Genomic DNA, 20,327 nt, shown 5'->3' on the forward strand with positions numbered 1-20,327 from the left:
GCCCTGGGGGGAAGTGAAGCGGTGGACCCCCGCCACCGAGTGTTTCGAGGAGCGCGCGTGCACGACGACAGACTGCTGGTGGAAGGCCGCCTGGAGCGGGCGCTGCGCCAGTTCATCCGCCCCGCCCAATACGCGCACAGGGTGCCGCTCACCCTCTCCGTCTGGCATGCGCCGGGCGAACCTGTGGCCGTCTCGGCCGCTCTGGAGGCGGTGTACGAGCCCTTCGCGACCGGTGCGGAATGGGGAAGTCCCTGGTCGACGAGTTGGTTCCGGCTTCAGGGGCGGGTGCCCGACCAGTGGCGTGGGCGCCGTGTGGAGGTGGTCGTCGATCCCGGTTTCACGGGGGACGGGCCGGGGTTCCAGGCGGAGGGTCTGGTGTACGACGCGTCGGGCGTGCCGCTGAAGGGCGTCCACCCCCGCAATCGGCATATTCCGGTGGCCTCGCCCGCCCGGGGTGGTGAGCCGGTGCACTTTCTCCTGGAGGCGGCGGCCAACCCCGCTGTCCTGCACGACTTCATGCCGACGCCCCTGGGCGACGTACTGACCGCGGGTACTGGCCCTATCTACCGATTCGCGTCTGCTGATCTCGCCGTACTGGACGAGGACGTATGGCGGTTGACACTGGACATCGAGGTCCTGTCCGAGCTGATGGCCGAACTGGATGCCGGCCGTCCGCGTCGGCACGAGATCCTCCGGGCGCTTGAGGACATGCTCGACGCGCTCGATCTGCACGACGTGCCGGGCACGGCGGCCGCGGGGCGCGCGGCGCTCGCCGGTGTTCTCGCCAAGCCCGCGCACGCGAGCGCGCACCGCGTGTCGGCGGCCGGGCACGCCCACATCGACTCGGCGTGGCTGTGGCCCCTGCGCGAGACGGTGCGCAAGGCCTCGCGGACCTTCGCCAATGTGACGGCGCTGGCCAAGGAGTATCCGGAGCTGGTCTTCGCCTGTTCGCAGGCCCAGCAGTACGCGTGGGTGAAGGAGCACCAGCCGCTCATCTGGGAGCGCGTCAAGGAGGCGGTGGTGGACGGCACTTGGGCGCCGGTGGGCTCGATGTGGGTCGAGTCGGACGCCAACATGCCGGGCGGTGAGGCGCTCGCCCGGCAGATCACGCACGGCATGCGGTTCTTCCGGGAGGAGCTGGGCGTCGAGACGGAGGAGATCTGGCTGCCCGACTCCTTCGGATACACCGCCGCCTTCCCGCAGTTGGCGAAGCTCGCGGGCGTCCGGTGGTTCCTGACCCAGAAGCTGAGCTGGAACCAGTCCAACAAGATGCCGCACCACACCTTCTGGTGGGAGGGCATCGACGGCACCCGGGTCTTCACCCACTTCCCGCCCGTGGACACCTACAACTCGCAGTTCCACGGCGCCGAACTGGCCCACGCGGAGCGGAACTTCGCCGACAAGGGCCGCGCCTCCCGCTCCCTGGTGCCGTTCGGCTGGGGTGACGGCGGGGGTGGCCCCACCCGCGAGATGATGGAGCGGGCACGGCGGCTGCGCTCCCTGGAGGGTTCGCCGCGCGTCGAGATCGAGAAGCCGTCGGCGTTCTTCGCGGCGGCCGAGGAGGAGTACGGCGCGCGGGCCCCGGTCTGGTCGGGCGAGCTGTATCTGGAGCTGCACCGCGCGACGTACACCACCCAGGCCGCGACCAAGCGCGGCAACCGCCGCAGCGAACACGCCCTGCGCGAGGCGGAGTTGTGGTGCACGGCGGCAGCGGTGCGCGATGCCGCGTACCTCTATCCGTACGAGGCCCTGGACCGGCTGTGGAAGACGGTCCTGCTGCACCAGTTCCACGACATCCTGCCGGGGTCGTCGATCGCGTGGGTGCACCGGGAGGCCCGGGAGACGTACGCGCGGGTCCTCGCCGAACTGGAGGAGATCACCGCGTCGGCCGTACGCTCCCTCGGCGCGGGCGGGCCCGCCGTGCTGAACGCCTCGCCGTACGCCCGCGACGAGGTCGTGGACAGCGGGGACGGCGCGCTGGTGCGGGTCGACGTGCCCGCGCTCGGCACGCGGAGCCTGGAGGACGCGCGGGGCCCGGGTCCCGGCGCGGTCGCGCACACGACCGGCGACACGATCCTCCTGACCAACGAGCACCTGAGCGTGGCCGTCGACGCCGCCGGGCTGCTGACCTCCGTACGGGACCTGGCGGCGGACCGCGAGGTCCTCGCGGCGCCCGGCAACCTCCTCCAGCTGCACCCCGACCATCCCACGCAGTACGACGCGTGGGACCTCGACCGGCACTACCGGCACCGGCACACCGACCTCACGGACGCCGACTCCGTCGAGCTGGTCGAGGACGGGCCGCTGCGCGTCACGGTGCGGGTGGTGCGCTCCTTCGGGGCGTCGCGGATCACCCAGGAGATCCGGCTCGCGGCGGGCAGCCGGCGCGTCGATGTCGTCACGGACGTCGAGTGGCGGGAGTCGGAGAAGGTATTGAAGGCCGCGTTCCCGCTGGACGTGCACGCCGAACGGGCCGCCGCCGAGATCCAGTTCGGCCACGTGCACCGGCCCACGCACGCCAACACCGGTTGGGACGCGGCGCGTTACGAGATCTGCGCGCACCGCTGGCTTCGGGTGGCCGAGGAGGGTTATGGCATCGCGCTGCTCAACGACTCCACGTACGGGCACGACGTGACGCGCGTGGAGCACGGCGGCACGCTCGGCACCACCGTGCGCCTGACGCTGCTGCGGGCCCCGCACAGCCCGGACCCGGAGACCGACCGGGGCACGCACCGCTTCACGTACGCGCTGCTGCCCGGCGCGGGCACGGGGGACGCGGTGGCGGAGGGGATCGCGCTCAATCTGCCGCTGCGGGTGGCCGCCGCGCCCGTCCTCGCGCCGCTGGTGAGCGTCGACCACCCGGCGGTCACCGTCGAGTCGGTGAAGCTCGCCGACGACCGCAGTGGCGATGTGATCGTACGGCTCTACGAGTCGCGCGGTGGGCGGGCGGCGGCCACGCTCGGCACGTCGTTCCCGGTGGCGCGGGCGCAGGTGACCGACCTCCTGGAGCGGCCGCTGAACGAGGCGGACACGGGCGAGGCGGGGCTGACCCTCGCGCTACGGCCGTTCCAGATCGTCACGCTGCGGCTGCGGCCCGCGTGACCGGCGCGGGTGCCGGGGCCGGTGTCGCTCACGGCCTCGGCACGTTGCGCAGGTTCGAGCGGGCCATCTGGAGCATCCGGCCCACGCCGCCGTCCAGCACGATCTTTCCCGCGGAGAGCGCGAAGCCGGTCACCATGTCCGAGCTGATCTTGGGCGGCATGGAGAGGGCGTTGGGGTCGGTGACGATGTCGACGAGGGCCGGGCCCTTGTGGGCGAAGGCGTCCTTCAGGGCGCCCGCGAGCTGCTTGGGCTTCTCCACGCGGACGCCGTACGCCCCGGCGGCGCGGGCCACGGCGGCGAAGTCGGGGTTGTGGTTGGCCGTGCCGTGGTTCGGCAGCCCGGCGACCATCATCTCCAGCTCCACCATGCCGAGGGAGGAGTTGTTGAAGAGGACGACCTTCACCGGCAGGTCGTGCTGGACGAGGGTGAGGAAGTCGCCCATCAGCATCGAGAAGCCGCCGTCGCCCGACATCGAGACGACCTGGCGCTCGCGGTCGGTGAACTGCGCGCCGATCGCCTGCGGCAGGGCGTTCGCCATCGAGCCGTGGCTGAAGGAGCCGATGATGCGGCGCCTGCCGTTGGGGGTGAGGTAACGGGCCGCCCAGACGTTGCACATACCGGTGTCGACGGTGAACACCGCGTCGTCGGCGGCGACTTCGTCGAGGACGGAGGCGACGTACTCGGGGTGGATCGGGGTGTGCTTCTCGACCTTGCGGGTGTACGCCTTGACGACACCCTCCAGGGCGTCGGCGTGCTTCTTCAGCATCTTGTCGAGGAACTTGCGGTTCGACTTGGGCGAGACGCGGGGCGTGAGGCAACGCAGTGTCTCGCGGACGTCGCCCCAGACCGCGAGGTCCAGCTTCGAGCGGCGGCCGAGGTGCTCGGGGCGCACGTCGACCTGGGCGATCTTGACGTCGTCGGGCAGGAAGGCGTTGTACGGGAAGTCCGTGCCGAGCAGGATCAGCAGGTCGCACTCGTGCGTGGCCTCATACGCGGCGCCGTAGCCGAGCAGGCCGCTCATGCCGACGTCGAACGGATTGTCGTACTGGATGAACTCCTTGCCCCGCAGCGCGTGGCCGACCGGGGACTTGATCTTCTCGGCGAACTGCATCACCTCGGCGTGCGCGCCCGCCGTGCCGCTGCCGCAGAAGAGAGTGACCTTGCCCGCCTCGTCGATCATCTGCGCGAGCTTCTCGATCTCCGCGTCGCCGGGGCGCACGGAGGGCCGGGACGTCACCAGGGCGGTCTCGGCGGCCTTCTCGGGGGCGGGCTCGGAGGCGATGTCGCCGGGCAGGGACACGACGCTGACACCGGACCGGCCGACGGCGTTCTGAATGGCGGTCTGGAGCAGGCGCGGCATCTGCTTCGGGCTGGAGATCAGTTCGCAGTAGTGGCTGCACTCCTGGAACAGCCGGTCGGGGTGGGTCTCCTGGAAGAAGCCGAGGCCGATCTCGCTGGAGGGGATCTGCGAGGCGAGGGCGAGCACGGGGGCCATGGAGCGGTGCGCGTCGTACAGGCCGTTGATGAGGTGGAGGTTGCCCGGCCCGCAGGAACCGGCGCAGGCGGCGAGCCTGCCGGTGATCTGGGCCTCGGCGCCGGCCGCGAAGGCGGCGGTCTCCTCGTGCCGGACCTGGACCCAGTCGATGCCCTTCGTCCGGCGGATGGCGTCCACGACCGGGTTGAGGCTGTCGCCGACGACTCCGTACAGGCGCTGGACGCCCGCGCGGACGAGGATGTCGACGAACTGCTCGGCGACGTTCTGCTTGGCCATGCTGCACGCACCTCTTCATCCTTGGAACTCTCGGACCCGGTACTCGCTGTGATCGCGTTCAAACGCCCTCGGGTCCATGAATTCACAGGTGCGGCGGTCATGCCTCCCAAACGGCGGCGGCCGTGCGGTCGTCCGCGTAGCCCTTCACCCGCACCTGAATGTCCGCGAGGAAGGCCGCGAGGCCCGGGGCGGGGCCCTTCTGCCACCTGTCCGTGAGGTGCTCGGCCAGCGCGGGTTCGCCGCGCAGCGGGTCGGCGAGGCCGCCGCTGCAGAGCAGGAGCGTGTCACCCGGGCGGGCGACGGAGGCGCGGAAACGGAAGGGGTCGGGCGGGGGCTCGGGGGCGGGTTCGTAGGGGCTCGGGGGTGTGGTGATGCCGAGGTCCATGGTGAGGTGGTCGCCCTCCGGGGTCCGGGTGGGCGGGGAGCCGAAGCCGACCACGGCGTCGCCGGTGGCGTCGGCGACGCGGGGCTCGATGTCCTGCCACGCGCCGTCGCGCAGCCGGAAGAGGCCGCCCGCCCCGACGCCGAAGAAGACGCGGGTGCGGCAGCGGGGGTCGGCGGGCAGGAGGAGGCAGCGCAGGGAGGCGGCGTACTCGTGCGGGGCCAGGCCGAGGTCGGTGGCGCGTGCCCGGAGCTTGCCGAGGCTGCGGTCGGTGAGGCGGTGCAGGCCCGACTTCAGGTCGCCGCGCCGGGCGGCCCTGATGTCCTCGGCGAGCCGCTGGTGGCTGCGGCCCACGGCCCGGCCGATCCACGCGCAGGCTTCGGCGGCCGCGCGGTGGGCGCCTGGGGCGGCACGGGCGCCGGTGGCCATGGCGACCAGCACCAGGGCGTCCTCGCCGGCGCCGAAGCGGGCGGTCAGCAGGGAGTCGCGGCGCGCCTCGCCTCGGTATCGGGGGGAGTCGCCGCGCACGGAGGCGGCGCGCAGGGTGGAGCTTCCGTACCGCGCCCCGTCGAGCACGGTGTCGGCGACGAGATCACCGAGGTCGTCCGGGTCGGCGGCGGGCAGGGCGGTGGGCTCGGCGTCGTAAGTGGGCGGCCCGTCACCGACGTGGCCGGGCCCGAAGGGGGCGGGCCCGAAGGGGGCGGGGCCGACGGGGGCGGGAGCCGGCACGGCGATCCGCGGGGCTCTGGGTGACCCCGACGCCACGGCCCCCGCCCCGGCTCCGGCTCCGGCTCCGGCCCCGGCTCCGGCTCCGGCTCCGGCTCCGGCTCCAAAGGTCACCGGTCCGCTGGGCCCTCGGGGCGGCTCCCACGGAGCGGGGCTCCATGGGGCGCGACGGGTGGAGGCGGTGGAGGGGCTGGGCGGGGCGAGTGGGGTGAACCGGCCGGGGGCGAGTGGGCCGGGTCGGCCGGATGAGCCGTCCGGAGTGGGGCGCCCGCTCGGGGCAGAGGTGCCTGGTGGCTCGGGGGTGTCCGCCGGGGGCTGCGACTCGGGTGGGGTGGAGGAGGAGGTGGAGGAGGTGGAGGAGCCTGACGGAACGGGTCGGCCGGGCCGGGTCGGCGGGTCGGACGCACCTCGCGGGGTCGGCAGGCCGGACGTGCCCGGTTGGTGGATCGGCGGGGCGGGTGGGGGGGTTGGGCCGTGAGGGGCGGGCTTAGGGTCCCCGGCCTTCCGGTCACCCGCCCGGGGCGGCCGTTCCTCGCTCACCGCGTCCGCCGCCGAGGCGAACCTGTCGTCAAGAGTGTCCGGCGCGGGCGTCGGGCCCGTGTCCTGCGTGGCGTCGTCGTACAGCTGCCCCCACCAGTCGTCGTCGCGGCCGGTGCGCCTCTCCCCCTGCTGGCTCATGCCCCTATTTTCCACCGCGGAGGCCGTACGAAAACGGTGCATCCGGAAATTTTGGCCGTCTTGGCGACAAAGGGGCCGCCGGGCGGGCCCACCCCCCACAGGAGGACCGCCCGGCGGCGTCTGTGTGGCCGGCGCACGTCGCAGGCGCCGGGCCACGGTCTGAGTGACGGAGCCGCCGTGAACGTCCGTCAGGCGGTTCTTCCGCCACGCCTGTTCACCGGAGGCGCCCGTGGTCCACGGTCGCGCTCCACGTGCCGGCGTGCTCGGCGGTCGTCGCCGCCTTCCACGTGTCGCCCTCGTCGTAGGAGGTACGACAACTTCACCTCGGTGAGCGCACCCGGCCTGTAGCCCGCGTGCCCCGTGACGCCGAGTTCAATCCGTCGGCCGTCCCTTGGTGCCGCGGTGGCGTCACCTTGTCACGGGGGTGGGCGCTACGGGGATGATGTTCCGGGGCGGGTTCACGCCGTGGCTGTTTCCCGCCACGGCGCCGTCGGAGCGGAGCTTCACGGCACCGTCGGAACGGAGCTTTGAGGAGGCGCGTCGCCGCATGCTGGCAGCGATAGGTCTGGACGAGACGCACGAGGCGGCGTACCGGGCGCTGGTGGCGGTGGGCGCCGTCGACGTCTCCGACCTCGCCCGCAGGCTCGCCCTCGGGGAGTCCGAGACGGAGCGGGCGCTGCGCCGCCTGGAGCGGCACGGCCTGGCCGCGCAGGCGTCCGGCAGGGCGGGCCGCTGGGTGGCCGCACCGCCCGGCGTCGCGCTCGGCGCGCTGCTCACCCAGCAGCGGCACGAGCTGGAGAAGGCGGAGCTGGCAGCGGCCCTGCTCGCCGAGGAGTACCGCGCGCAGGCCGCCGAGCCCACCGTCCACGACCTGGTCGAGGTGGTCACCGGGGCCGCCGCCGTCTCGCAGCGCTTCCTCCAGTTGCAGCTGGGGGCGAGCGACGAGGTGTGCGCGCTGGTGACGGGCAGCCCCATCGCGGTCACCGGCGTGGAGAACAGCGCCGAGGAGCAGGCCGCGGGCCGTGGCGTCCGTTACCGCGTGGTGGTCGAGCGCGCCGTCCTCGACCTGCCCACCGGCCTGGTCGAGCTGTCGGCGGCGATCGGCCGCGACGAGCAGGCGCGGGTCGTGGACCGCGTGCCGACCAAGCTGGTCATCGCCGACGGTTCGCTCGCGATGGTGCCGCTCACCTCGCGGACCGCCGAGCCCGCCGCCCTCGTCGTGCACGCCAGTGGGCTGCTCGAATCGCTGACGGCCCTCTTCGAGGCGGTGTGGCGGGAGGCGCTGCCGCTGCGCCTCGGCGAGGACGGCGGCACGGTCCGCGAGGACGCCCCCGAGGGCCCGGACGGCACGGACCTGGAGATCCTCTCGCTGCTCCTCGTGGGCCTGACCGACGCGAGTGTCGCCAAACAGCTCGACCTCGGGCTGCGCACGGTGCAGCGCCGGGTGAAGCGGCTGATGGAGCTGACCGGCGTGACGACACGGCTCCAGCTGGGCTGGCACGCGTACGAGCGCGGCTGGGTGGCGCGCCGCCCGCGTACGCCGCAGGGCTAATCTGACCTGCGCTTTCGCCGGATCTGCGGCACTCTGGGCAGATGGGAGCGTGGGAACTCCTGCTGGTCGGCGTGGTCATGCTGCTCGGCCTGTGCGGAGTACTGGTGCCCGGGGTGCCGGGGCCGTGGCTGGTGTGGGCCGCCGTCCTGTGGTGGGCGCTACAGGATCCGAACGGGCTCGCCTGGGGTCTCCTGGTCGGCGCGTCCGTAGTCCTGCTCGCGGCCCAGGCCATGCGCTGGCAGCTGCCGCCCCGCAGGCTCCGGCAGAGCGGCGCCACCCGGCGGATGGCCGTCTTCGCCGGGGCCGGGGCACTGCTGGGCTTCTGCGTGGTGCCGGTGATCGGCGCGATCCCAGGTTTCGTCGGCGGGATCTATACCGGGGAGCGGCTGCGGCTCGGCGGCCACGGCGAGGCGGTGGCGGCGACGCGGACGGCCATGCGGATGGGCGGGACGAGCGTACTGACGGAGTTGTTCGCGTGTCTGCTGATCCTGGGGGCGTGGCTCGGGGCGGTGTTCTGGGGCTGATGGGAGCGGCACACGGCCCCCGGCCCGCAGGGGCCTGCGGGCCGAATCGCCGTGAGACCCGCCGCGACGCGTGCGAAGCCAGGCCGGTTCTCCTGCCCGGCGCGATTCGAGCGCGTGCCTCGTGGTTATTCGGTGACCCCGCAGAAATCCCTTGTCACGGAGGCAGCGGAAGCGGAGGGCATCAGTACCGCGGTTGCCAGGTAGTCCTCTGTGCGCTGCCAGCGGCCTCGCAGGACACGCGGAGTGCGGTGACTCGGGAGGTTGGTGCTCTTCGGCGCGAGGGCTGCGGTAAAGGTCCGGGTGTGAGGGTCGAGACTGATCACACAGTGGAGGAAATCGAGCCATTGGCCGGTCAGCGGGAACCACGCCTTGTAGACGCTTTCCTTGGCGCTGAACAGCAGCCGGTCCCAAGCCGTGTCGGGGTGTGTTGAGGTCAGCCGGTCGAGGTCGCGGCGTTCCGGCTCGCTGCATATCCGTGAGAGAACCCGTGGCGGCAAGGGGCCATGCGGCTCAGCGTCGATGCCCAGGCCCACGAACACCCGAGCGGACGCCACCGCTGCCGCACGGTAGCCGTCGCAGTGAGTCATGCTGCCGACGAACCCCTCCGGCCAGCTCGGGGCCCCACCGTTGGCCGGGACCAGAGGGGCTTCGGGTCCGCCCAGCCGGCGAAGGGCGGTGCGGGCACACCAGCGCACGGTTGCGTACTCGCGGCGGCGTGCGTCAGGCGCTCCGACCATCCGGGCTGCCTCCTCCGGGAAGAGGCGCACCGCGCGGTCGCTGAAGGTTTCCACGACAGCGACCCCGTCGAGCGTTCCTTCCAACAGGGCGGACAAGGTCCTCATGCGGTCTGCGGCTCCGGCACGGAGGTGGACGTCGTGGGGGCCCGGTCCCTGTCCTCGTCCTTGTCCTTGTCCTTGTCCTCGTCCTCGTCCTCGTCCTTGTCCTCGTCCTTGTCCTTGTCCTTGTCCTTGTCCTTGTCCTTGCGCGAGAGTGCGTTGAGCAGAGGCGTCGTGAGCGCTGTTGTGACGAGAGCCATCAACACCATCGAGGAGAAGAGTTGGACCGTCAGCAGCCCCATGCTCAACCCGACGTTCAAAAGCACCAGTTCGGTCAGACCGCGGGTGTTCATGAGCGCACCCAGGGCGGTCGCGTCCCTCCAGCTCATGCCGGAGAGGCGAGCAGAGCAGGCGACGCTTCCCAGCTTGCCGAGGCAGGCCACACCGGTGATGGCCGCGGCTTGCAGGAGCCCCGCCCCGGTGAGTGACGTGAGGTCCACGGAGAGGCCGGTCACGACGAAGAAGATCGGCAGGAGCATCTTGCTCACGTTCTCCAACGGCACGTGGGCCGCTTGGTGCAGGAGACTGTCGGCCGTGGGACGAGGCGTCACCAGTCCGAACATGAACGCCCCGAAAATGGCGTGGATGCCGATGTGCGACGTGGTGACGGCGGAGACGAACGCCCCAGCGGCGAGCATCGGCGCGGCGTACGGAAAGTGTTGGGGCCGCATGCGGGCGCACACTCCTGCGAGGAGGGGACGCACCAGCCGGAGCATGACGACGACGTACAGCAGGGACCATCCGATGACGCCGAGGAAACCGGCCGCGCCGGCGGCATTGGACATGGCGACGACGACGGCGAGCATGCACCAGGCGAGCAGATCGTCCATCGCCGCGAGCCCGAGGGCCAGGGTCCCGATCCGCGTTCCCTGAAGGCCGCGCTCGGCCACGATACGCGCGAGCACCGGGAAGGCCGTGATGGACATGGCGACGCCTAGGAACAGCGCGAACTCGGCGAAGGGAATGGTGTGGCCTGCGACCTTGCTGTTCGAGCCGTAGATCGCCCATGCGAGTGCGCCCCCGAGAAGCAGGGGGATGAGCAATGAGCTGAGTCCGACCGCTCCGGCCAGGCGCAGCTGCCCTCTGATGGCCCGCCGGTCGAATTCCCAGCCGATCAGGAACATGAACAGGAGTACACCCACCTGAGATACGACACCCAGGGACGTGCGTACCTCGGAGGGGAAGAAGATGTTCGGCAGGTCGCCGGGGAAGAGACCGAGCACACTCGGCCCCAGGCAGATGCCGGCCGCTATCTCGCCGACTACGGCGGGCTGGCCGACGCGGCGGGCCAGCAAGGTGAAGAGCATCCCCGCAGCGAACGTGAGGGCTATACCGCCGACGGCCGTGACGGCAATTGATTCAGGGCCGGACACTCGTTCTCCAAGTCGTGAGTGTGGGGTCGTGACGACGCACTCGCCCGGCGAGTGGACGAGCCGGATGAGGTCTGCCATGGGGTGCTCCGCAACGGGTCGCGGAGCACCCCATGGCATAAGAGGCGCGGGTCAGCGTGCCGCCGGGGGGAAGCGGGAGTGGAGGTGGGTCCAGCCCTCCTGCCAGTCACCGAGGTCCGAGCCCTCGTTGATGTGGCCCTTGTCGCCTACGTTGATCAGCGAGGAGCTGAACAGCTCAGCGTTGGCCGTGGCACTGCGCACAGACGCGTACGGGTCGGTCTCACTGGCGACGACGACTGACGGGAACGGCAGTCGCCCGTGCCGGGCGGAGTCGAAACCCGTCGCCTGACGAGGGAAGTTCGCACCGTTGACGTCAGGAACCGCGACCAGGAAAGCGCCGACGACATCCGGGTCCTGGTGCTCCGCCGCCCACTCGGCGAGCAGTGTGCAGCCGAGGCTGTGTGCGATGACGAGCTTGGGTCCCTGAATGGAGCGCAGGCTGCTGTCGAGTTCCGCGACCCACCTGTCCCGAACAGGCTCGTCCCAGGAGGAGTGCTCGACCCACACCGAGGGCGACAGCCGCTTCGACCACTGCGACTGCCAGTGCCGGGGGCCGGAGTTGTCGATGCCGGCCAGGAAGACATGCGTGAGAGAGGCCATGGTCACACCTCGTATTCGACGCCGACACCGTCGAACCGCAGGCGGTCCTGGACCACGACGCGCTCACCGTGCTTGTCGTATCCCGTCAGCAGGCCCGCTTCCATCAAGCGGATGACGATCTGCGAGCTCACCTCCTGCTTCCCGGTGCTGTTGAGCTGCTTGATGAGCTCCTTGTAGCCGACGTCCTCCTTGGTGAGCTTCTGGAAGATCTCGCGGTGCTCTTCCTCAAGCGGGAACTTGATCATGTCGCGGCCGCTTTCGTTGGCCAGGACCTGCTTCTGCTCAAGGTGGAAGGAGAGGGGCTCGACCTTGTAGTACGGCTTGAGCAGTACCTCATCACCGGTCCAGGCCAGGCGGGTGATGCGGTTGAGCTGCTTGGTCAGGCCGCCGATCCAACGCACGCGAGCCGCGTTGAGCTCCTCCTCGGAGAATTCGTCGCTGAGCTCCTGCCGCTGGTGGCGGCCGATAGCGATCATGGTGGAGGCGCGGTCGCGGAAGTCCGCGACCGACGCGGTGGGGTTCTGCGCGTCGTCCTCGACGAGCCGGTCGAACCACTTCTTGCGGCTCAGGCGCGCGTCATCGGACTCGGTGATCCGGCGCTTGAGCCAGAACTCGGACTCGGGCTCCGTGAACGAGGCGAACGTGTAGAAGGAAGCGAGGAACTCGTGGTACTGCTCGTAGGTCTCGCGGTAGCTGCGGTTGTACCACTCGTGGACGGCGCCGAGCTCTGACTCGTCCTGCGCGATCCGGTCGATGGCGGAGGCCGCTGACACCGCGGACTGGGTGGCGAGGTGCACGCCCTGCGAGAAGAGCGGGTCGGTGAAGCAGGCGGCGTCACCGACGAGGAAGTAGCGGCCGTCCGAGAAGTGATCGGATTCGTACGACCAGTCGTGGACGATGCGCACCTCGTCGGTCCTCTCGGCGTCGCCGAGGAGGTCGGTGACCCGCTTGGCCTTGGCCAGGGTCTGCTCGTAGAAGCGCTCCGGCCCCAGCTCCTTGACTTCAGCAGCCTTCGACCGGTCGACCACCAGGCCGACGCTGTAGAGGTCGTCCTTCACCGGGATCATCCACACCCAGCCGTCCTCGAAGGTGATCGAGTACGTCGTCCCGTGGAGGTCGCCCTCGAAGGGGTCCTTGAGGTTGAAGTAGGACCAGACGGCGAAGTTCTTGTAGAACTCGTCGTAGCGCCGGACCTTGAGCTGTCGGGCCAGCGGGCTGCCGGAGCCGCCGGCGTCGATCACGAAGTCGCTCTCGACCGTGCGGGTCGTCTCGCCTTCCCGGACGGTCAGGGTGACCGTCTTGTCGGAGGAGATGTCGACGTTGGTCACGGGAGTGTTCTCGTGGACGGCGACCCCGCGCTCCTTCACCTCATCCAGGAGCAGCTGGTCGAACTCCTCGCGCTTGACCTGGATGGCGTGTCCGAAGACCCAGGGGGCCGTCTTGGCCGTGGCGAACGAGAAGGTCCACGGGGCCTGGTCCTGCCCCCAAAGGAAGGTCGCCGAGGGCTTCTTCACATAGTTCTGCGCATCGATCCTGTCCTGGAGCCCGAGGCGATTGAGAATGGACAGGGTGCCGGGCAGGAAGGACTCGCCCACCCGGTAGCGGGGGAACTGTCCCTTCTCGAACACCTCCACCTCGTGGCCCAGCTTCTGCAGCGTCAGCGCCGCGACGCATCCACCGGGGCCGGCCCCGATGATGGAGATCTTTGCCTTCTTCATGCTTTCTTCCTGTTCCGTGATACCAAGAGATTCGGTGCTATGGCAGTGAAGGGTGGAGAGGGGTACGGCGGCCTAATCCGCGCCGAGGACCTTCAGGCGCGGTGGCGCGAAGTAGCTCTTTCGACTGGCAGCGTTCTCGAACAGGGTCAACCCTGCCTGGAACTTGCTGAAGCTGCCGATCGATATTTCGGGCGTGACCGTGCACGACAGGCCGAAGAAATTGTCGTCTCCTGCCGTAACACTGTTGCCGCAGTGAAAGTTCGGAGAGATGAAGTTGTTCGAGCCGAAGCGTGAATGATTCCCCACGGTGCAGTGGTAGTTGAGCACGTTGAACGCACCCAAGCCGGCATTGACGCCCACATAGCACTCGGGACCGATGATGTTTCCCGGGCCGGTGAGCTGCGCAGGGTCCACTCTGGCGGTCGGGTGGATGATGTTCTCTGCGACAAGGCCGTACTTATCGATGTATCCATCGATGAGCCTGCGTCGCTGCGTCATGTCCGACACCGCAAGCACCACTCGCGCGCCCGCCTTCGGCACGAAGTCGTCGAGCGGGGCGCAGCGTTCCGTCGGGACGTGCACCGGTTCGTCTGCGATCCGCAGGTACTGCCCGATCCGGACCTCGTCCCTTTCCGTGGTGGCGTCTTCCACATATCGGGAGATCTCGGCAGCGAACTTCCCTGCTCCGATCACAGTGATCTCGGTCATACCGAGATCCGCTTCTTCTTGAACCGTTCCGATACGTTGGCGGCGTCCACCAGGTTGACCTTCGTCGGAATCTTGAACGGGTCGACCTTATCGGTGAGGAAATCCGTCACATGCCTGCGGAGCTGAGCACGAGTCATCTCTCCGTCGGGAACGATGTCTGCGCAGACCGACTGTCCTGTAATGGCGTTGGGTTTGCCGTAGACGGTGCAGTCGGCGATCAACGGGCTTGCCATGAGCAAGGATTCAAGCTCCAGCGGAAGCACCTTCTCTCCGCCGACGTTGATGATCTCCTTGGCGCGCCCCTTGATCTTCAGGTAGCCGTCGCCGTTCTCCTCGACGAGGTCCCCGGTACGGAACCACCCGTCCTCGGTGAGGGAGTCGCTCGGGTAGTTCAAGTATCCGAGGAACTGCGTCGTGCTCTTCAGCTGAAGTTCCCCGTCGACGACCCGGTACTGGACGTTCCCATCCTCGATCTTGAAGAAGGTGCTCTTCGACGACTCGCTGGTGGTCGTCGAAATACCGGTCTCGCTCGTACCGAAGGTCTGCAGGAGGCGTGCTCGGGGAAATGCCGCGTTGACCCTCTTGAGGAGCTCCTCCGGCATGGGCTCCGTGCCGTACGTGATCAGGCGTAGACAGCTGAGGTCATGCTGCTCGTGGAAGCCGGCGATGAGGATCAGGTTGAGGAAGGTCGGGCTGGTGGGAAGCAGCCTGATGCGGTGCTCTTCGATCAAGGCGCAGATCTCTTCCGGGGTACGGCGGCGGGGCAGCACCGCCGTGCCACCCAGGCGGAGGACGCCGAGCAGGGAGTTGATCCCGCCGATGTGGTCGAACAGCAGGAACATCAAGACCTTTGAGGGCTTGCCGCCCACACGGGCCTTCTTGCCCAACTTCTCCCCCACCAGGGAGTCGAAGTTGTGCAGGATCGCCTTCGGCGCTCCGGTGCTGCCGCTGCTGAGCAGGACCAGTCCGGACGCTCCCTCGCTCACGAGACCGGCGTAGGCGTCCGAAGCCTCAGCCGTGCCGTCCAACTTCTCGATGGTCACCTTGTCAGCGCTCTTGAGCACGTACTGGGGTGCACAGGAGTCGCTGACCGTGGCGAGCGTCGCCTCGGTCAAAGAGACGACGGGGACAATGATGTTGCGATTCAGGTAGAGGGCGAAGAGGGCAGCTATGGAGGTGAAGGTGAAGTCACCGTTGAGCACGACCGCGTCGTGCGGTCGTACCTGCTGCGCCTCCAGCTCCTTGCCCAGCTCCCTGACCCGGTCAGCCAGGTCCGCATAGCTGTACGAGGTCTCGCCATGGATCACGGCGGTTCTGTTGCCGAGCTCATCGAATCGTTCGAGCAGTTCATTTCTCATTCAGTGGACTCCGCCCAGGAATAGCGTCTCTCCGGTGACGAACCCGGATTCCTGAGAAACGAGGAACTCCACGGGTCCGACGATGTCGTCGACCGTGCACATGCGCGTGAACGTCTGCCGCTTCAGCAGTGCGTCGATCTTCTCTGTGGGCACCGTCCGGGTGAGAACGGTGTGTACGGGCGGCAGGCCGATCCCATTGACCCGAATATTGAAGTCCGCCAACTCCTTACTCATGACTCGTGTCAGCTGTTCCACCGCTGCTTTGCTCGCGGAGTAGACCAGCTGTCCCTCCAGAGCCCACGGCACGGCGATCGTTGAGACATTCAAGATCGCTGGAGAGGATGACTTGCTCTTCTGCAGCAGCTTCGCCGTCTCCCTACAGCAGTTGAGAACAGCGAAGAAGTTGACGTCGAAGATGCGGCGTGCCGTGTCGTCCGGCGTCATCATGAAGTGATTCATGGTGGCCACACCGGCGTTGTTGATCACCGCGTCCAGGCTTCCATGGGTCGCGCGGATCGCGCGGCACATGGACTTGATCGCCTTGGCGTCGGTGAGGTCCACCTCATGGTGCGTGTACTGCGGGTGATCGATGGTCGCGGGTCTCCTGCTACAGCCCACCACTGAGTGGCCGCGTGCGAGGAAGTGCTGCGCCAGCGCCTTGCCGATTCCCGTACGGGTGCCTGTGATCAATATGTTCATGACGAGCGCGCAGCAATGAACCCGCCGCGCTCAGGCACCTTGCCCCACAAGCGCGCCGCCGGCGTTCTGCTCCTCGCCCCGTGCCAGCGCGATCTCTTCCTCGATGAACGCGATGAGGCGGCGGCCGCTGCTGAACGGGCTCACGCGACGGGAGACCGCCTTCTCGGAGGTGAGCGAGATCTCCACGTCGAACTCGTCCTCCAACCCTTCTTCGACAAGGACGAGGAAGTTCACGAGGTGCATGGAGTCGAACACGGCTGCGTCTCCGTAGAAGCTGACATCCAGCAGGTTCTCGGTGGGGATTTTCTCGTCTCGTCGCTCGTTGAGCTCCTCGATGACGTTGCCGAGCACAGTGAGCAGTTGTTCCTGCATGGCAGTACCTCTCTGTAAGAGCCGGTATGGGTGGGGGTGATTCAGTGAGCGTCGGCAGTGACTGCCGGCCCGGAGCCGGTGTCAGTCGGCAGCGTGTGGGGCGCGAGTTCCGTACGGGCCAGCCGAGCACCGATCGCGGTCACCGCCGCGGCCGCGCCTGCGAAGAGGACGGCAAGGGCGACCAGCCCCGTGGTCTCCCGGCTGAGCAGCAGGGCGAGGAGAGCCGGGCCCACGATGTTCGCGATGGCGGTGCCCAGGCTGAACACGGAGAGGTACTCGGTGCGTTGGGCTTCCGGGGCGTGGCGGTAGGACAGCTCCCAACCACCGGCCCCCTGCAGCAGTTCGCCGCAGGTGAGCACAGCTGTGGCAGCCAGGAGCACAGCGACGGTCACCCACCCCACGGATTGCAGGGTGACGATGAGCAGCAGGTTGTATGCCGCGAGCGCGAGCCCGGCCCGACGCAGTGCCCTTGTGCCGTCGCGGGAACTCTTCACATTCTTTGCGAAGTACACCTGGAAGGCGATCGCCAGCACCGTGTTCACGGTGAACAGGACACTCAACAGGCCCGCTGGTGCGTCTGTCGACTGGACGATCCACAGGGGCATGCCGATGCTCAGCAGGACGGTGTGCAGGAACAGCACGCCGTTGGTGACGGTCAGTCCCAGGTAGCGGCGGTCGCGGGCCACCGCCGCGATACCGCTGTACCAGCGGGACGGCTTGTGCTCGGCTTCGGGCACGTCGACCTTGAGGAAGCCGAACAGGCCGGCTGCGAGCAGGCAGCAGGCCGCGCCCGTCAGCAGAACCGCCTGCAGTGCTCGGGTGCCTCCCAGTGAGAGGAAGGGCGCGGCGGCCAATGCCCCCAGCGACATGCCGACGTTGATGACAGAGCTGATGACCCCGAGGGTGCGCGTGCGGTCGGCCTCCCCGGCGGCCGCGTTGATCAGGATCTGGACCATCGGGAAGACCGGTCCCTGCGAGATCATGAAGAGCGACGCGAAGAGCGTGAAGGTCACGGCGTCCTGTGCGAACGCCAGTGCGGCGAACCACACGGCCCGCCAGGTCTGGAGAAGGCGGAGCAGCCTCAGAGGGCCCCAGCGGTTGGCCAGCATGCTGACCGGCACCGTGGTCAGAAAGCCCACCAGGCCCGCGATCGTGAGCCCGGTACCGATCTGAGCCACGCTCAGGCCTACGCCCTTGACGAAGTAGACGGTACTTCCGGCCAGGTAGAGGCCGCTGCTCGTCGCGTAGACCACGACGCCGATGGCGATGATGCGGGCGCTCCGGTTCGGCAACGCATAGTTGCTGAACAGGCGCCGCAACGCTGTTCCGATCATGAAGCACTTCCGGTCTGGTCGAGCGGGTCGACTTCTGCCGCGACCAGCTGTGCCGCGCGGTCCAGCACGTTCTGGCAGTCCTGCGGGGTCTCCCCCGTGACCAGGAGTGCGGCCAGCCGTGGAACGACCCCGCGCGGGGGAAGCCGCAGCTCCGTTCCGGGCTCGGCCAAGCGCACTACCTCGGCGACGCCGGGTACGGCTGCCGCGGCGCGGACATCGAGCGAACGGACCATGGAGTCCTGGGGCGGGTAGACGAACCGGACCTCGGCACAGATGTCACGCTGCTGCCGAACGTCGGGTTCGTCGCCAAGTGCGAGAGTTGCGGCTGCCGCGGTGAGGTCGACTCCTGTGGCCAGTCGGCCGAGAAGAGGGATGAAGTCACCGCCGAGGCGGCCGTTGAGTTCCACCAGGCGGGGCCGGCGGCAGTCAGCCGCACTTCGGCGTGCGTGACTCCGGTGCTGATACCCAGCAGTCGGTGCGCCTCATGCACCAGGTGCGTGAGATCGTCCGCCCAGGGCTCGTGTCGCCACGGGGCGACCAAGTGGCCCACCTCTTCGAAATACGGCGCGAACCCGAGACGCTTGTGCGCCACGTTGAGAACCTGAACGTCCGAGCCCCGAACGACGGAGTCGACGCTGATCTCCGGGCCGTCGAGGAACTCCTCAAGCACCAGGCCGTCGAGCGAGTCGATGCCGGGGAAGCTCGCTTCGGCGGAGACCCGGAACTGGGTACGCAGCTCCTCGGCGTTGTGTGCGATGACCACGCCGACACTGCCGGCCAGAGAACGTGGTTTGACCACCACGGGGTAGCCGATCGAGTCCGCTGCCTTCAGGGCCTCACCGAGCCCGTGGACGTGGGCGAACCTGACGGCGGGCAGTCCCGCGGCTCGCAGCAGCTGACGGGTGGCCAGTTTGTCGCGGCAGTTGCGTACGGCTGCGGGAGACATGTGGTTCAGGCCCAGGCCGTGGGCAGCTTCCGCGGTCGCCTCCAGGAGCGCCTCGTCCCAGGTGAGGATCCCGACCCGCCCGCGGGTGGTGAGGGCGAGGTCGGAGACGGCCCGCACCAGCGTGTCGGGAGCGGTGTCCGTGACGTGCCGATGAGCGGAGACATAGGGCTCTTGCCAGCTGGGCGCCGTCGGGGTGACGAGGGCGAGGTCCGTCCTCCTCGACGCGGAGGCGAAGGCGTATTCACGGTAGGCGTGGCCGCCGCTGCCGATGACGACCAGCAGATCGGGAGCGGTGTCGTCAAGGGGAGTACACCGGTAGTCGAAACCGAGGACCGTGCGCTCCACGGCCCGCTGCACCTCCGCGGAGCTTGCGGCCCTGAAGCGGAAACGGGCTCCGGAGTGCTCGTAGCCGGGCACGGCGCTGAGCGTCTGGCCCTTGGCGGGAATGCGTTCCGCGTACGGCCCCTGCTCGGCGTCCCACTGCTTCTCGGCTGCCGTGACACGGCACGGACGCGCAGCCGGGGTGGGCACCAAGAGCCAACCGGCGCACTCACCCGGCTGGTCGCTTACGGCGCGCTGAGCGAAGTCGGGCACGGGCGCGCCGGCCTGGAGGGCGAAGGCGACGTGCATGAGGTCGACTCCGTGCACCTCGCGCCACAGGAAGGGGATCTCCGCCCCGCCGGGACGAGCCCCGACCTCAAGCACGTGCAGCTGTGGCGCCTCGGACGAACCCGAGAGGAACAGCTCAAGGTGGAACACCCACGGCTCCGCCGACATGGCGCGCGTGACTCGCTGGGTGAACGCTTCGATGTGCGCCAGGAGTTGGGGGTCGTCCAACTCGACGGAGCCCAGCGACGATCCTTCGGTGAAGGCAAGACAGGTATTGAGGTAGCGCGAGGCCCGCCAGGCGCCCAGGCCGTCCGCGGTCGCGACCCCGTCGACATGCACGATGTCATGGGGCAGATAGGGCTGGACCAGCATCGCCTCGTCCGAGGGAAACGTGTACCCGGCCACATCGGCTGCGGAATCCAGGCGTACGACACCTGCACTGGCTGTGCCCCGCACCGGCTTGACCAGGATCGGCCAGCCGTGCGCCGCGCCGAACTTCCTGAGAGCCGCGTGGTCCGGTGCCGGCTCGGTGGCCGGGAGGGGAACACCGGCTGCGGCCAGCTTCCGGGCCATGGCGAGTTTGTCCCTGAAGGGCGCCAGCGCCGCGAGCTGCTCACCGGGAACGCCCAGCTCCTCGCGGAGCTCGGCGGCCATGTCCAAGTCGACCTCGTGCAGGGCGATGATGCGACTCGGGTGACCGAACTCCTCGACCAGAGTCCGGACGGCGGCTCGTACCTGCTTTCCGTCCTCGGTGCTGCTCACGGTCTTCACTGCCGCCGCCTGCTCGGGCAGCGAGGCAGTGGAGCGGGGCGTGGCGACGTAGGTGACTCGGTGGACGCGGTGGTCGATGTAGGAGCCGTAGTCCGCGTATTCGTCGGTCCAGCGATGGAGGACGATGAGGTGGTCTGGCACTTTCCCTCCCTAGGGAACGGGTCTGCGGGGCGGGCCGTTCGGCGGCCCC

Annotated in this window: 16 protein-coding genes; 3 read left to right on the forward strand and 13 right to left on the reverse strand. The window is 69.0% G+C overall.

The genetic code is table 11. From position 1 onward, the window contains the following. The first annotated feature begins 57 nt into the window (after positions 1–57). Positions 58–3,102 (forward strand): alpha-mannosidase, encoded by a 3,045-nt coding sequence (locus tag ACOBQB_RS06510; RefSeq protein WP_423589496.1) that lies wholly within the window; start codon positions 58–60, stop codon positions 3,100–3,102. Between the two features lie 28 nt (positions 3,103–3,130). On the opposite strand, the gene ACOBQB_RS06515 is transcribed toward ACOBQB_RS06510, so the two are convergent. Together ACOBQB_RS06515 and ACOBQB_RS06520 are read right to left on the reverse strand one after the other, a co-directional pair. Beyond that, entirely contained in the window at positions 3,131–4,873 is a 1,743-nt protein-coding gene (locus ACOBQB_RS06515; RefSeq protein ID WP_423589497.1) for a pyruvate dehydrogenase, read from the reverse strand. Positions 4,874–4,970: 97 nt separating this feature from the next. Next, complete coding sequence (locus tag ACOBQB_RS06520; RefSeq protein ID WP_423589498.1) at positions 4,971–5,984, reverse strand: protein phosphatase 2C domain-containing protein; 1,014 nt, start codon at positions 5,982–5,984, stop codon at positions 4,971–4,973. Between the two features lie 1,222 nt (positions 5,985–7,206). On the opposite strand from ACOBQB_RS06520, the gene ACOBQB_RS06525 reads away from it, so the two are divergent. Next, a complete protein-coding gene (locus ACOBQB_RS06525) occupies positions 7,207–8,211 on the forward strand; it encodes a helix-turn-helix domain-containing protein (RefSeq protein WP_423589500.1) in 1,005 nt (334 codons plus the stop codon). Positions 8,212–8,252: 41 nt separating this feature from the next. Continuing rightward, on the forward strand, positions 8,253–8,735 hold the full coding sequence (locus ACOBQB_RS06530; protein ID WP_423589502.1) for a DUF456 domain-containing protein: 483 nt from the start codon (positions 8,253–8,255) through the stop codon (positions 8,733–8,735). Between the two features lie 125 nt (positions 8,736–8,860). Here the strand turns inward: ACOBQB_RS06530 and ACOBQB_RS06535 are convergent, their stop codons facing one another. The 11 genes from ACOBQB_RS06535 to ACOBQB_RS06585 all read right to left on the reverse strand — a co-directional run bounded on the left by ACOBQB_RS06535 (position 8,861) and on the right by ACOBQB_RS06585 (position 20,278). Beyond that, the gene (locus ACOBQB_RS06535) at positions 8,861–9,577 is read right to left on the reverse strand and encodes a 4'-phosphopantetheinyl transferase family protein (RefSeq protein ID WP_423589503.1); all 717 of its coding nucleotides are present in this window, start codon (positions 9,575–9,577) and stop codon (positions 8,861–8,863) included. Next, positions 9,574–10,878 carry a cation:proton antiporter gene (locus tag ACOBQB_RS06540; protein WP_423589504.1) on the reverse strand — a complete coding sequence of 435 codons (1,305 nt, stop codon included), beginning with the start codon at positions 10,876–10,878 and terminating at the stop codon, positions 9,574–9,576. Before ACOBQB_RS06540 ends, ACOBQB_RS06535 begins: the two co-directional genes overlap by 4 nt. 195 nt (positions 10,879–11,073) lie before the next feature. Then, the gene (locus ACOBQB_RS06545) at positions 11,074–11,622 is read right to left on the reverse strand and encodes an RBBP9/YdeN family alpha/beta hydrolase (protein ID WP_423589505.1); all 549 of its coding nucleotides are present in this window, start codon (positions 11,620–11,622) and stop codon (positions 11,074–11,076) included. A gap of 2 nt (positions 11,623–11,624) precedes the next feature. Next, entirely contained in the window at positions 11,625–13,340 is a 1,716-nt protein-coding gene (gene cmlS, locus ACOBQB_RS06550) for a chloramphenicol-biosynthetic FADH2-dependent halogenase CmlS (RefSeq protein ID WP_423589506.1), read from the reverse strand. Between the two features lie 72 nt (positions 13,341–13,412). After that, complete coding sequence (locus ACOBQB_RS06555; protein WP_423589508.1) at positions 13,413–14,048, reverse strand: hypothetical protein; 636 nt, start codon at positions 14,046–14,048, stop codon at positions 13,413–13,415. Further along, a complete protein-coding gene (locus ACOBQB_RS06560) occupies positions 14,045–15,406 on the reverse strand; it encodes an ANL family adenylate-forming protein (RefSeq protein ID WP_423589510.1) in 1,362 nt (453 codons plus the stop codon). Before ACOBQB_RS06560 ends, ACOBQB_RS06555 begins: the two co-directional genes overlap by 4 nt. Continuing rightward, positions 15,407–16,105, reverse strand: a complete 699-nt coding sequence (locus tag ACOBQB_RS06565; RefSeq protein WP_423589512.1) for an SDR family NAD(P)-dependent oxidoreductase — start codon at positions 16,103–16,105, stop codon at positions 15,407–15,409. Positions 16,106–16,135: 30 nt separating this feature from the next. Beyond that, entirely contained in the window at positions 16,136–16,477 is a 342-nt protein-coding gene (locus ACOBQB_RS06570) for a hypothetical protein (protein ID WP_423589514.1), read from the reverse strand. Positions 16,478–16,518: 41 nt separating this feature from the next. Next, a complete protein-coding gene (locus ACOBQB_RS06575) occupies positions 16,519–17,796 on the reverse strand; it encodes an MFS transporter (protein ID WP_423589516.1) in 1,278 nt (425 codons plus the stop codon). Between the two features lie 11 nt (positions 17,797–17,807). Next, positions 17,808–18,044, reverse strand: a complete 237-nt coding sequence (locus tag ACOBQB_RS06580; protein WP_423589518.1) for a hypothetical protein — start codon at positions 18,042–18,044, stop codon at positions 17,808–17,810. After that, complete coding sequence (locus ACOBQB_RS06585; protein WP_423589519.1) at positions 17,987–20,278, reverse strand: ATP-grasp domain-containing protein; 2,292 nt, start codon at positions 20,276–20,278, stop codon at positions 17,987–17,989. The genes ACOBQB_RS06580 and ACOBQB_RS06585 overlap by 58 nt, the downstream gene beginning before the upstream one ends. Positions 20,279–20,327: the final 49 nt, after the last annotated feature.

The sequence above is a fragment of the Streptomyces sp. G5(2025) genome (assembly GCF_049542075.1).
In the GTDB taxonomy this organism is placed as follows: Bacteria; Actinomycetota; Actinomycetes; order Streptomycetales; family Streptomycetaceae; genus Streptomyces.

Bases quoted from the DNA above. Each gene is read 5' to 3' on its own strand.
- ACOBQB_RS06570 (WP_423589514.1), bottom strand. From the start codon at position 16,477: ATGCAGGAACAACTGCTCACTGTGCTCGGCAACGTCATCGAGGAGCTC.
- cmlS (WP_423589506.1), bottom strand. From the start codon at position 13,340: ATGAAGAAGGCAAAGATCTCCATCATCGGGGCCGGCCCCGGTGGATGC.
- ACOBQB_RS06515 (WP_423589497.1), bottom strand. From the start codon at position 4,873: ATGGCCAAGCAGAACGTCGCCGAGCAGTTCGTCGACATCCTCGTCCGC.
- ACOBQB_RS06565 (WP_423589512.1), bottom strand. From the start codon at position 16,105: ATGAACATATTGATCACAGGCACCCGTACGGGAATCGGCAAGGCGCTG.
- ACOBQB_RS06560 (WP_423589510.1), bottom strand. From the start codon at position 15,406: ATGAGAAATGAACTGCTCGAACGATTCGATGAGCTCGGCAACAGAACC.
- ACOBQB_RS06530 (WP_423589502.1), top strand. From the start codon at position 8,253: ATGGGAGCGTGGGAACTCCTGCTGGTCGGCGTGGTCATGCTGCTCGGC.
- ACOBQB_RS06580 (WP_423589518.1), bottom strand. From the start codon at position 18,044: ATGGTCCGTTCGCTCGATGTCCGCGCCGCGGCAGCCGTACCCGGCGTC.
- ACOBQB_RS06540 (WP_423589504.1), bottom strand. From the start codon at position 10,878: ATGCTCTTCACCTTGCTGGCCCGCCGCGTCGGCCAGCCCGCCGTAGTC.
- ACOBQB_RS06535 (WP_423589503.1), bottom strand. From the start codon at position 9,577: ATGAGGACCTTGTCCGCCCTGTTGGAAGGAACGCTCGACGGGGTCGCT.
- ACOBQB_RS06555 (WP_423589508.1), bottom strand. From the start codon at position 14,048: ATGACCGAGATCACTGTGATCGGAGCAGGGAAGTTCGCTGCCGAGATC.
- ACOBQB_RS06545 (WP_423589505.1), bottom strand. From the start codon at position 11,622: ATGGCCTCTCTCACGCATGTCTTCCTGGCCGGCATCGACAACTCCGGC.
- ACOBQB_RS06525 (WP_423589500.1), top strand. From the start codon at position 7,207: ATGCTGGCAGCGATAGGTCTGGACGAGACGCACGAGGCGGCGTACCGG.